Raw genomic sequence first — 12,640 nt, 5'->3', positions numbered from 1 at the left:
GCCCCATCAAAACTCAAACAGCCGTGCGGGATTGTCGACCAGAATCTTCTGCTGCAATTCGCTTTCTGGCGCGAACAGTGGAATGAGATCGACCAGATCGCCGTCGTTCGGCATCACCTTGACGTTCGGGTGCGGCCAGTCGGTGCCCCAGATCACGCGATCCGGCGCGGTCTCGATAATCCGGCGCGCGAACGGCACCGCGTCGTGGAACGGCGGACCGCTGGAGGATACCCGCTCGCAACCGCACACCTTGACCCAGCATTTCTCGTCGCGCTGCATCAGGTCGATCAGGGTGCGGAACGGCAACTGATCGAGACCGTCGGCGGCCTTGACCCGTCCCATGTGATCGATGGTGTAACGCACCGGCAGTTTTGCCAGCAGGTCGGCATATTCAGGCAAATCGATCGCATCGAAATGCAGGTCGATGTGCCAGCCGAGCGGCGCCACCATCGCGACGATCTTGTGGAACACCGCCATGTCAGGCACGCCGCCGAGATGGCGCACGAAATTGAATCGGCAGCCGCGGAAGCCGCCCTCGTGCAGCTCGCGCAGGCCGCGCTCGGTGATCGTATCGTCGATATTGGCGACGGCGCGAAACGTGCCGTTGCTGACCGCGATGGCGTCGAGCGCGACGCGGTTATCCGTGCCGTGCACGCTGGCATTGACGATGACGGCCCGGCCAATGCCGATCTTCCTGTGCAGCGCCCTGAAATCCTCCAGCGGCGCGTCAGGCGGCGTATACGGCCGCCCCGGCGCATACGGGTATTTATCATCAGGCCCGAAAATATGGGTGTGCGCGTCGCACGCCAGCGGCGGCAGACGGAATTTCGGCGTCCGCGTATCGCGATCCGGGCCGGGAATCGTTGGCTTCGACATCATGCTCTCATGGGTTACGTGAGCGCGAACCGGCCGGGGCTTTCCTGGCTCCGGCTTTCGCGGCAGACTCCGCGGCCGCCTGGCCGTTGATGTCAGGCGCCTGCAGCGAGGCGACGGTGGCGGAAACCAGTTGCTCGATCGCCTCGGCCATGTCGGCGCCGTCGGCCTCGCCGCGCGACAACCGCGTCACCCGCTCCGGGTTGACGAGGGTGTAATAGAGCGCGCCGAGCAGGAACTGGGAGCGCCAGACCAGCGTCTTGCGCGGCAGATGCGGCAGGCTCTGCTCGATCGCTTCGATGAAGGCGTTGGTGGTATCGTCGAAGATCTCCGCAATGATGCGGCCGACCACGGCGTTGCCTTCCGCCGACATGACAGCGCGCAGCCGGGTGAACCGCGCGCCGCCACCGGCCAGATCGCTGCTCGACGAAAACGCCGGCTGCACATAGGCGCGCACGATCGCCTCCAGCCGGTCCTGCACGTCGCGCACGCGCCGCGCCGCCACCAATAGCTCGATGCGGCGCTTGTTCATGGGACCGCAATGGCGCTTGTAGATTTCCAGCAGCAGGCCGTCCTTGCTCTTGAAATGATAGGTGACGCTGCCGGGGTTGGCGCCCGCCTCCAGCGCGATGTCGCGGATCGAAACCGCGTTGAAGCCCCGGGTCGAGAACAGGCTCTCGGCCGCGCTGAGGATGGCTTCCCGCATATTGGGATTGCGCGTCATGAGTTTTCTTTGGGTTTTTCTTCGGGGGTTTGCTTTCCGCTTTTTCTTTTGTACAGATGTACAAATTATCAGGTCCAGTCAACAAATAACTGAGTGGTGGTGGGAAACACGACGCCGCTCCGTGGACTGGGCATTGGAGAGCGGTATGGCCGGAAGGCGCCAGATTATTGTTGCGATTCTGATGGTTGCGGCAGCCCTCTGCCGCGGCAGCGCCGTTGCGGCCGATCCCGAGGTCAAGCAAATCCTCGCACCGAGCGGTACGCTCAAGGTCGCGCTTTACACGGGAACGCCGACCTCGATTCTGCCCGATCCGAAGGCTGGCGGGCCGAAGGGAGTCGGTTACGATCTCGGCAAGGAACTCGCAACGCGGCTCGGCGTCCCTTTTGAACCCGTTGTTTTTTCCAGAAATGCCGAGGTCCTCGAAGCGGTCAAGACGAGCAAGGCCGACATCGCCCTCACGAACGCCACAGCCGCGCGGGCACGGGAGATGGATTTCGGCCCGCCCGTTTTTGAGGTCGAACTCGGCTATCTCGTGCCGAAGGGCTCGGCGCTCACAGCGCTGACCGAGGTGGATGCAGCGGGCATACGCGTCGGCGTCACGGCAGGAAGCTCGTCCGATGCCACGCTTTCACGCGACCTGAAGAAGGCCGAGATCGTGCGCGCAGCAAATTTCGATGCGGCGATCGAGATGCTGACCGCCGGCACCCTCCATGCCTACGCCACCAACAAGGCCTCGCTGTACGAAATGTCGGAGAAGCTGCCGGGGTCGAAAGTGCTCGACGGCCGCTGGGGCGTCGAACGCTTCGCGATCGGCGTCCCCAAAGGACGCGACGGCGGGATGGCGTTCATCCGGCAGTTCACCGAAGCCGCGAAGTCGGAAGGCCTGGTCAAGGCAGCGATTGTGCGTGCGGGGCTGCGCGGCGCGGTTACGCCGGAAACACAGAATTAGCGGCACACGCCGCCCACTTCCAACCATCGATCCGGACAAGAAGGATTTCCTGCAATGCCTACCCCACGCAAACTCATCCGTTCTGTTCTCGCAGCGGCGCTATTCTCGCTGGCCGGTACGCAGGCAAACGCCGAGGGTTTCCCAAGCAAGCCGGTGCGCATCCTGGTGCCCTATGCGGCCGGCGGTGCGGTCGATGTCCTTGCCCGAACCGTCGGCCAGTCGCTGTCGAAGATCTGGGGCCAGCAGCCCGTGATCGAAAACCGGCCCGGCGCCGGCGGCACCATCGCTTCGCAGGCGCTGACCCAATCGGCGCCCGACGGCTACACCCTGATCCTGGTCGCCAGCGGCCATCCGCTCAATCAGTTCTTCTATCCAAAGTTGCCCTACGACACCTTCAAGGATTTTACCGCGATCAGCGAGATCGCCGCGTCGCCGCTCGCCATCGTCGTGTCCAAGAGCAGCCCCGTGAAGAATCTCGGGGAGTTGCTGACGATCGCCCGCGAGAAGCCCGACGCCTTGTCCTATGGCATGTCCGGCAACGGCACGTCGGCGCACCTTGCCGGCGAACTGCTCAACTACATGGCCAAGGTGAAGATCCTCGCGATTCCCTACAAGGGCGGTGCGCCCGCCCTCACCGCCGTGATCGCGGGCGAGATTCCGATCAGCGTCAATCCCTTGCCGGAGGTCGTCGGCCAGCTCGAGGGCTCTACGGTGCGCGCGCTCGCGGTGACGACGGCGCAGCGCGCCAAGGCGCTGCCGGATGTCCCGACGGTCGCGGAGTCCGGCTTGCCCGGCTACGACGCGTCGGTGTGGTGGGGCTTTCTTGGACCCGCGGGCATGGCGCCGGAACAGGTGACCAGGATCAACGCCGATCTCAAGGCCACTCTCAAGGACCCGGTGGTTCTGACCGCGCTGGAAAAGATGGGCGCGACGCCGGTCGGAAACTCACCGCAGGAATTCGACGCGTTCATGCGCGCGGAGGCCGCCAAGTGGGAGCCGGTGCTCAAGGAAGCCAACATCAAGATGCAGTGAGGCCAGCGCGACGCCTATCGCGCATTGGCCGGGGCATGCACCGGCCATAAATCGGCGCGCCAGTGCAGCATGATCGCCAGCATCAAGGCGAGTCCGACCGCCGCGTACAGCGTTCCCGTCGCGGCGAAGCCGATCTCGTCGATCAGGCTGCCTGCGGCCAGAAGGCCGAACGGCAGGCCATAGATCACCATCATGCGCACGCCCATCACCCGGCCGCGGAAATTCTCGGCTGCCGTGCGCATCAGGATGACGGCGATCGAGATCATCGCAAGGCTCTGCGAGAAACCGGCGATGACAAGGCAGACGATCGCGGTCGGTACCGTCTGCATCTGCACGAACAGCAGCAGCGTCGCATACCACAGCACGGTCGAGGCGATCATGAGCCGCGCCACCCTGATGCCGTGAATCAGGCTCAGCACGATCGAGCCGGCCAGCGAGCCGATGGCGAAACTTGCCGAGAGATAGCCGAGCCCGGTCTGGTTGGTGCCGTAGATCGCCTTGGCCACATAGGGCAGCAATCCGTTGGTGAGCGGATAGGCCGTGAGGTTGGCGAGGAACGCGACCCAAAGCGCAGCGCGCATGCGCGGCGTGGTCCAGCAATAGGCCACGCCCTCCATCAGGTCGCGCAATGGCGAGGGCCGCAGCACCTCGCTTTCGGTATCGCCGGTCGGATACGGCTTGGCCGGTGCCACCACGCACAGTGTCAGCAAGGTCGCGACGAGATAGAGGCAGACGATCGCCACATAGGCCGCTCCCATCCCGAGCGCGGCGAACAATCCGGCGCCGCTCAGCGCGCCGGCGATGCGCGCGGTATCCATCGTGGTTCGGGAGATGCTGATCGCGCCGATCAGTTGATCGCGCGGCATGATGGTCGCAACCAGTGCGCCGCGCACGCCGAGGTCCGACGGACGGACGACCCCCATCAGGGCCGCGACGATAAAAACAAAAAGTGGGCTGAGATGGCCTGACAGCGCCAGCGTCATCAGCACGGTCGCCAGCACCGCGTAGCACGCGCGCATCATGGCCAGGAGATCGCGGTGACCGATCCGGTCCCCGACGACGCCGAACATCGGCGCGACCAATGTGCCGATATAACCCAAGGAAGCGAACACGGTGAGCAGCAGCACCGACCCGGTCTCGACCAGCACGTACCAGCCGAGGATGATCATCTCCATCTCGAACGCCCACGAGGTGAGCAGATCGGCGGGCCACTGGAAACGATAATTCCTGATACGGAATGGCGCGAGCGCGGAAGGCCGCGCGAAATCGCTCAAGACGCGCTGTCGCGGTTCATCGCGTTCCACCCTGCCCTGTTTCTTGTTCTTTGCTTCGGCTTGGATAGCGTGCAGGGATCGCTTGTGTCAATTGAGAGGCCATTGATCTCGCAACGCAAAAGGTCATACCGGATATGAGTTCGCGGTCTCGCGGCGCGATGCGTCCGAGGTTTAAAGGCTAGCTTTCGCCCCCAAATCGAGAGGGCGCAGGGAATGCCGGATGCGCGCTGCACCCGCGGTCTCGTGTGCGATTGTGCAAACAAAAGCTGCACACGAGCATACAGGGCAGCGGAGGCGATCCGACATTCCCTGCGCAATGGCTTTACGGCTTATATCGTGCTCTCCCCGGTCGGGCCGAGCTCGTTGTCACCGTCGCTCCTTAGAAGCGTTAGCCTCTTCGGAACTTGACGCCAGCATCGGGGCGTCGGGACCACACGACTTCACCGTACGCTTCAGCCGCGCGCGTCAAGCGCAACTGTTGCGTCCACCACGACCCGCCCCTCGTTGTGACGATGGCCAACGCCCCTCTGAAAGGGACGGGATGGCGATAGATATGCACTGATTTTCTCTTCGAATAAGCGAAATATTTTTGATTCCGGGGCGTGACATTATTTCTGTCGATCAGAAGTGATTTGCCTTTCCGGGCAAAAACGGCCTTGTCCTGACGAAGGGTCACACAGATAGTTTGATCTCCGGGCCGGGCCCGACTTCGCCGCTGTCGGTCCTTGCCCCGACCAATTCATAAATCTGAAACTCGGCCGCAAAGCCCTTGGGCTTGATGCGATCTACCGCACGAAACATGAAGCGGGTTTCGACGCGCTGCCTGACTGCCTCGCTCACCAGCGCCAACGTGCCGTAGTTCTTGTTCAGGGATTCAAGGCGGGCCGCGAGGTTCACCGACGCCCCCAGAACGGTGTAGTTCATCCGGTCCAATGATCCGATGTTGCCGACCACGACATCGCCGACATGCAGGCCAAACCGCGTGTTGTAGACCGGCCATCCTTCGCGCTCGAACGCGGCGTTGAGCTCACGGTTGGCCTCGATACAGGCGAGCACTGCCGCGCAGGCATTCGCAACATGATCGTCATCCTCGATCGGCGCGTTCCAAATCGCCATCACGGCGTCGCCGATGAATTTATCGACCGTGCCTTTGTTCGCCATGATCGCCTCGGACATGGCGGCGAAGTAGCGCGAGGTGTACAGCATCACCTGAGTGGGATCCCTGTTCTCGGTCAGCCCGGTGAAGTTGACGACATCGGTGAACAGCACGGTCACCTCCCGGCGCGCGCCTCCCAGCGTCATCGCGTCGCCGGTTTCCACGAGCCGCTGCACCAGGCGTTTTGGGACGAAGTGTGAGAAGGTCTGCACCAGCGTGCGCATGGTGGAGACAGACCGGCCGAGATCATCAATCTCGCGGATCGTGGAATGCACTGATGGACCGACCGCCGGCTGGAACCTCTGGATCCGGTCGGTCTCGTCCGCCAGCGCCCGCAGCGATTTGGACAGAATCGAACCTATAACGAACACGATCGGCACCATGGCTGCGACGAATCCAAGCGTGGCGACAAACAGCCGCCGGCGCTCCGAGAGGATACTGGCGAAGAACTCGTCGACGGGCGCCACCACTGCGACGCGGAGGTTGGCCGGACCTGAACGGGGGATGGTCTGGAATGCGGCGGCATACAGCCGGCCCCCCGTATCGTTGAAGAACTGTTCGGAAATCCCATTCGTGCGCCAGGCCCGGATCGCCTTGAGAACCCCCGCCATATCGGTTTCACGCAGGCTGGGGATAGTGCCCGAAACCTCTCTTCCGAGCATTTCAGACATCCGGGGATGGGCGAGAATGCGATCGCTATCGTCGAACAGGAAGGCGACGCCTGAGGCCGTCAGCTTCTCTTTCTTCAACACCTCCTGCGTTGCATCCATCAGCAGGTCGCCCGCAATCACGCCATCCCTGCCCGCTTTCAGCGCGGTCTGCACGGTGTAGCCCTGCTTTCCGGTCGCGAAAAAAATGTACGGTCCGGTCAGCCAGCTGCCATCGCGGCGCTCAGCGTCTTTGTACCAAGGGCGCTGGCGCGGATCGTAATCGAGCGGCCCCGGCAACTCCCTGATTATTTCGAGCGTCTCCGACAGAAACAGCCTTCTTGACTTGACGCGAGCAGGATCGGACCGCGAGATCACGACCAGCCGGAACGCGGCCTGTTCGGGTGCCTCCAGCCGCGCGCGCGAGTCCCGACCGGTACCGCCGATATCGTCCATCTCGATGAACGAGCCATCGTCGTAACCGACATACAGGCTGAAGAGCTGTGTGTTGTTCTTCACCATGGCCGCGAGCAGAGCATACAGGCGCGGATTATCCTCGATTTCCGCGGACTGGATCGGCGGCAGCGCATTCAGAATTTCGAGATTGTCCCTCACCAGTTTCAGTTGCGAGCCAATCCGGTCCGCCGACGATTCGGCCACCTTGCCAATGAACTGGCTGGCGGCCGCATTAGTGACCGCGGTGATCCGCTCAAAACTGAGATAGACCAGTGCCAGACCGATGACGAGAACGATCGCGACGAACAGCGTGATGACGGAGGTCTTGAACCCGAGCCGGAGGCTTGTGTTGTTCGTCATCGAAGCACCATCAATCACTCCACTCAGAACGGATTGACGTAATTCGTGATCGCAATCTGGCGCAGCAGCACCTTGCGGATGACGTGCGCCAGCTTGACGTGTTCGGTGAAGATGGCGGCATCGCCGGCGCTGCCGGCGGGCAAACTCCGGACCAGATGCGCGTCGTCGAGCCGGATACGAACGACAAACGGCACGGAGGCAATATTTTTGGGCGTCACGGCCAGTCCCGAGGTCTGCACCTGACCGGTCGCGACCGCCTGAAGGACGCTCTCGACCTTGCCGCTGTAGATCTGCCCCGGCTTGAACTTGAACGTCGCCTCGACGGCTTGGCCTGGTTCAATGTAGCGGGCATCGATCTGCGCGATTTCGACACCAACGATACTGTCGGACGTATCGATGAAGGCCATGACCGGGGCCAGCGGCAGATTGGCGACGCGCGCGCCCTTGCGCAGTGCGAGGTTAGTGACGTAGCCCTCGGCCGGCGCGCGCACCACCGTCTTGTCCAGATTCCACTTCGCGCCTTCGAGCTGCGCCTTGAGCTGATCGACTTCGGATTGCCGCTGCTCGACGTCGAATCCACGGCCGGAATCGCGCTCATACAGTTGCGTCATCTGGGCAAGGCGGGTCGCAGACAGCTTCAACTGCGCCTCGATCGCGTTGACCTGCGCTTCATACGGCACGGGATCGATTCGAAACAGCACGTCGCCCGCCCTGAGCGGCTTGTTCGCCTCGACGGGAACGTCGATCACCTCGCCGGCCACGCTCGGCACGATCGAGACCGAGTTGCGCACGAGCAGCACTGGCCCCTGCGGCGCGCCCCACCCCATCGGGATGAACAGTCCGATATTGAGCAGCAGCAGGACGATGAACGGCGACACCTTCCAGAACAGGTTGAAGCGGACGACGCCAAAACGCACCAGCAAGAACAGCAGCACCAGATAAACACAGAGCATTGCGACGATCATTGCGGGCGCTCCTCTCTGCGTCGTGCAGGCGCGTCGACATAGGCCCAGATCAGGGCGAGCGGCCAAAGCGCAAAACCGCAGATCAGCGTCACCCAGCCGGCCACCGTCACGGCCTCCGCCCACGGATGGCCGCGGGTCTTGGCGATGTGCCCGGGCAGCCAGCCGGCGATGCAGAACACCGCAACCACACAGGCAATCAGGATGATCAGGACGATCCAGGCGAAGATGTCGAAGCCACTCATTGCTGTCTCACTTTCCCGGCTCCAGCGGCGGCAATTTCCACGTCCCCGTCATCGCCGCCTTGCTCGGCCCGTAGACGCGCGCGACCAGGCTGCACTTCGCCGCCGGCGCCGGCAGCCAGTTGCTTTCCTTGTCTTTTCCCGGCGACGCGTTGCCGACATAGATCGTCAGCGAGCCGTCCTTGCCGTACTGGAGTCCCTTGGTGCGGTCGCCGATCGAGTAGCGATTGATCGGGTTGGCGTAGAGGAACCGGTCGGGAATCGTGTACATGGTCATGGACCAGAAAAACTTTGCCGGCGGCAGATTGGCCTTGGTGAAATGAACCGTCGCCGGCTTGCTGCCGTCGCAGACGTAGCCGCCATACCAGGCTTCCTCGATCGAATTGCCGTAGAGACCCTTCATGGCGGCGACAGCACGATTCAAGTTGCTCTTTTGCTGCGCGCGGGAGCCGAACAGGCCATTAGTGTCGAAGGTCTTGCTCGCCAGAGCGTCGATCGCCGCCTGTCCCTCTTTCACGCCCGCATCGATGGCCGCAAGCGTTGCGGGATCGACCTTGGCGGCGTCCCAGGGCTTGCCGGGGCCGATGCCGATTTTCTCAAACCGCTTGCGTATCGCGACTTCGCTGGGATGCGGCGGCTCGGCGAATTGCAGCAGGAAGTTCAAATAGCCGACGAAGTCATGCGTCCGCGCCTTGGCCTTGTCATAGGGCGGGAATGAAATGGCTGGAGCAGCCGGCGGAGCCGGCTGTTTCAGGAACGCGCTGAGCGGCTGCAGCTTGTACTGCGCCTGCAGCGCCTTGACGTTGGGAACGTCATCGGGACCTTGCAGCGCGGTCCGCGTCAGCGTTCCCACGATCTCGGTTTCGGCCTTGAACACCTGTTTGATCCCGGCAGGCTTCTGACCCTTCCATTTCGGGCCGGCGATCATGTAGCTGCCGGCGCCGAAGCCGGTCGAGCGCACGCCGATATAGGCGAAATTCTGCGTGAAAAGGTCGATCCATTGAACGACGTAGTAGCGGTCCTTCGGCACCGCGGGCACGCTGATCACCATCGGCTCGGCGCGCAAATCGAGCCACGCCCACGAATAGGGCGTGTCGTTGTTCGGCGTGACGACGTCCTTGTTTTCAGGCGTGAACGGCTCCGAATAATGCCGGAACACATTAAAGCCGCCGACATAGGCGCTTGAGTCCTTGTCAACCGCCTGCGTGCGCCAGGTTTGATAATTTTCCATCATGGCGTAGGCATAGATGTAGGCGTCCCTGGCGATCGTCTGTGCTTCGGCCGGGGAAACATTTTGCGCCGACGCCTGGGGTGCAATGAAAATCGTCAGGGCCACTGCCGCTGCAATTAGCGTTCGTCCAAACATTTGCTTTTCCTTTTCGGTTCGGTACAGCGGATAAAAATCCAGCTTGGCATTATTTGACCGGCTGCACCGCAGGCGATTTCCATTTGTCAGCCAGAAGCTCGGGCTTCGGCCAGTAGTAGCGCGCGGCCATCATGAACCGCCCCTTCGGCGCCGGCAGCCAGTTCGCTTCCTTGTCGGCACCTGGAGAATCGTTCTGGATGTAGATGGTCAATCCGCCGTCCGGATCACGCTTCAGGTTCGGCAGCATCGGAGAGTTGACGAGGTAGCGGTTGATCGGATTCTTCACCAGTAGCTGGCTGGGCAGCGCATACATCGTCAGTGACCAGAATGCGTTGACCGGCGGGAATTTGCCATCGGCGTAGCGCAAGGTGTAGCGGCCGCTGCTTCCATCGAGCGGCTTGCCCTCACTGTCCTTGTCGTAGATCGGATAGAGCGCCTCGTCCTTTGAATTGGCACCGATCCCGACCTGGGTGCCGGTGGCGCGCTTGAGATAATTGTTCTTCAGAAACGCGCGGCTGCCGAACAGATCGGCGCTCTTGCCGCCGAGCGTCGCGCGATAGGCGTCGATTTCCTTCTGACCATCCGCCATTCCGTTCAGCAGCGCTGCCTTTCTGGCGTCGGACAGCGACGCCGTATCGAACGACTTTCCGGGTACGATCCCGATGCTTTCGAAGCGCTTGCGAAGAGCGGCCTCGCCGGGATTTACCGAGGTAAGCGGCAGCAGGAAGGCGAGCTGATTGAAGAATTCGAGCGACTTGCTCTGCTCGGCCGGCTTCATCGGCTTGATCCAGTCCACCTCAGGCGCGGGCGGCGGCGCCGGCTTACCGAGGTATTCGGACAATGGACGCAGTTTGTAGCCGGCCTGGATTTTCTTGACGTTGTCGAGATCGTCGGGATTGAACAGTTGCGTACGGCCGACCACGTTCACGAGCTGGGTTTCGGAGCGGATGACCTTCGCGATACCCTTCGGGGTCGGGCCTTTCCAGTTCGGTCCGGCGATCAGATAGTCGCCGCCATTATTGCCGGTGGTTCGCGATCCGACATAATCGAAGTTGAACGTATAGAGATCCATCATCTGGAACACGAAGTACCGGTTCTTCTCCATCGCCGGGACGGTCAGCACCATGGGCTCGGCACGCAGGTCAGGGCCGATAAAGGTGTAAGGGGTGTCGGAGTTGGGCGTGACGAACGCGGTATCGTCCGGCGTAAACACCCGGGCGACGTTCAAGATCGAATTGAACGGACCCTTGTACTGCGGATTGCCCTTGTCGATCGAGAATTCGTATAGCGTCGAATACACCGTCACCATTGGAACGCCGTAGATGTAGGCTTCCCTGGCGATCTGCTGCGCTTCCCTGTCCGATACGGGCTTTGCAAAAGACAAAGCGGTCATGGCGCACAGCGCCAGGGAAACAGACAGGAGGAAGGCAAGCGATTTCTTCGTGATGTTTCCCATGGATTGTCCTTCCAGTTTGTCGCGACGATCTTTTTTATTTTGATGGCTGGCTCACTGCTCGGGCGGAAAGACTGTCATCCAGTCCTGCTTCATGTCGACCACCGACCAGCCTTTCGCAGCGCCTTCATCCAGCGCCTTGTCGAGCTTGCCGATCCTGGATTGCCGGTCGTAGGCGTATTCACGCTCGCGTCGGTGTGACGGACGATGCCGGCGAACCGGGCGCCCTCGCCTGCGGTGGTCCATTGCAGCATCTGCAGATCGCCGTCGGAATTGCCGAATGCGAAGATCGGTCGCCGCCCGATGAAGCGGTTGATGCCGACGGGCTTGCCGGGACCGTCATCGATGAATTCGATCTTGGGCAGCTTCATCAGCTCCGGCTTGCCATTGGCGCCGGTCTGGAGTTTCACCACGCCTGACGAGCCCACCACCTGCTCGGGCGGAATGCCGTAGACCTTTTCCATCCACGGCCGCATGAACTCGACGCCGCCGCCGGACACGACAAAGGTCTTGAAGCCGTTGGCGCGCAGGTAGGCCAGCAGTTCCAGCATCGGTTGATAGGCGAGCTGGGTGTAAGGCCGGTTGAAGCGCGGATGCCGGGCGGTCGCGGTCCATTCGATGACCGCCTTTGCGAACTCGTCGATTGTCATGCCGGTGTGAGTGGCGGCCACGATTTGCAGCAGGCCCTTTTCACCTGAGGCGGCCAGCGCCTTCATGTCCTTGTCGAGTAACGCCTTGAACGGCTGCGTCGTCTTCCATTCCGGATGCTGCGACGCCATCGCCTTGATGCGGTCGAAGCCGAACGCGAGTTGGAAATAGACCGGCTGCTCGCACCACAGCGTGCCGTCATTGTCGAAGGTGGCAATGCGCTGCTCGACGGGAACGAAGTCGGCACCGCCTTGTGTCGTTACGCGCGAGACAAACTCCGTAATGGACTTTTTGACTGCGCCGTCGTTCCAGGCGGGCAGCGGATCGGACTGAGCGACGGCGAAATGAGGGACCGTGACGAAACTGACGACCAGCCACGCAACGAACAAAACGTGGCGGACGGCATTAAGCTGGAATACCGACATTGAACCGACCATTCGAATTCGAGGTCGCTGAGGCAACAAATAATCTGGCCCGCCCGTAGGCGAGCCGGAATCG

10 protein-coding genes and 1 pseudogene are annotated in these 12,640 nt (G+C 62.0%); 2 read left to right on the top strand and 9 right to left on the bottom strand.

Annotated features, from left to right (window positions below; genetic code table 11):
• Positions 1-6: 6 nt before the first annotated feature.
• Positions 7-876 (bottom strand): amidohydrolase family protein, encoded by an 870-nt coding sequence (locus JQ558_RS31060; RefSeq protein ID WP_249142721.1) that lies wholly within the window; start codon positions 874-876, stop codon positions 7-9.
• A gap of 7 nt (positions 877-883) precedes the next feature.
• A complete protein-coding gene (locus JQ558_RS31055; RefSeq protein WP_212296174.1) occupies positions 884-1,597 on the bottom strand; it encodes a TetR/AcrR family transcriptional regulator in 714 nt (237 codons plus the stop codon).
• Here JQ558_RS31055 and JQ558_RS31050 point away from each other — a divergent pair.
• Both JQ558_RS31050 and JQ558_RS31045 read left to right on the top strand, forming a co-directional pair.
• On the top strand, positions 1,596-2,546 hold the full coding sequence (locus JQ558_RS31050) for a transporter substrate-binding domain-containing protein (RefSeq protein ID WP_249142720.1): 951 nt from the start codon (positions 1,596-1,598) through the stop codon (positions 2,544-2,546). The genes JQ558_RS31055 and JQ558_RS31050 overlap by 2 nt on opposite strands.
• Positions 2,547-2,600: 54 nt before the next feature.
• Positions 2,601-3,578 carry a tripartite tricarboxylate transporter substrate binding protein gene (locus JQ558_RS31045; RefSeq protein ID WP_212207383.1) on the top strand — a complete coding sequence of 326 codons (978 nt, stop codon included), beginning with the start codon at positions 2,601-2,603 and terminating at the stop codon, positions 3,576-3,578.
• 14 nt (positions 3,579-3,592) lie between these two features.
• Here JQ558_RS31045 and JQ558_RS31040 read toward each other — a convergent pair whose 3' ends face one another.
• The 7 genes and pseudogenes from JQ558_RS31040 to JQ558_RS31010 all read right to left on the bottom strand — a co-directional run bounded on the left by JQ558_RS31040 (position 3,593) and on the right by JQ558_RS31010 (position 12,579).
• The gene (locus JQ558_RS31040; protein WP_212296173.1) at positions 3,593-4,852 is read right to left on the bottom strand and encodes an MFS transporter; all 1,260 of its coding nucleotides are present in this window, start codon (positions 4,850-4,852) and stop codon (positions 3,593-3,595) included.
• 672 nt (positions 4,853-5,524) lie between these two features.
• Positions 5,525-7,471, bottom strand: a complete 1,947-nt coding sequence (locus JQ558_RS31035; protein WP_212296172.1) for an adenylate/guanylate cyclase domain-containing protein — start codon at positions 7,469-7,471, stop codon at positions 5,525-5,527.
• Between the two features lie 23 nt (positions 7,472-7,494).
• Positions 7,495-8,436, bottom strand: a complete 942-nt coding sequence (locus tag JQ558_RS31030; protein ID WP_212296171.1) for an HlyD family secretion protein — start codon at positions 8,434-8,436, stop codon at positions 7,495-7,497.
• On the bottom strand, positions 8,433-8,678 hold the full coding sequence (locus JQ558_RS31025; protein ID WP_212296170.1) for a DUF3302 domain-containing protein: 246 nt from the start codon (positions 8,676-8,678) through the stop codon (positions 8,433-8,435). Before JQ558_RS31025 ends, JQ558_RS31030 begins: the two co-directional genes overlap by 4 nt.
• Before the next feature lie 7 nt (positions 8,679-8,685).
• Entirely contained in the window at positions 8,686-10,041 is a 1,356-nt protein-coding gene (locus JQ558_RS31020) for a DUF1254 domain-containing protein (protein WP_212296169.1), read from the bottom strand.
• Positions 10,042-10,090: 49 nt separating this feature from the next.
• Entirely contained in the window at positions 10,091-11,497 is a 1,407-nt protein-coding gene (locus JQ558_RS31015) for a DUF1254 domain-containing protein (protein WP_212296168.1), read from the bottom strand.
• 51 nt (positions 11,498-11,548) lie between these two features.
• Positions 11,549-12,579 (bottom strand): annotated as a pseudogene (locus JQ558_RS31010) (HAD family hydrolase).
• Positions 12,580-12,640 lie beyond the last annotated feature (61 nt).

The organism is Bradyrhizobium sp. AUGA SZCCT0160, from assembly GCF_018130105.1.
In the GTDB taxonomy this organism is placed as follows: Bacteria; Pseudomonadota; Alphaproteobacteria; order Rhizobiales; family Xanthobacteraceae; genus Bradyrhizobium.
The sequence above is the reverse complement of the archived record's forward strand: the minus strand, read 5'-3'. Positions and strand labels throughout refer to the sequence as shown.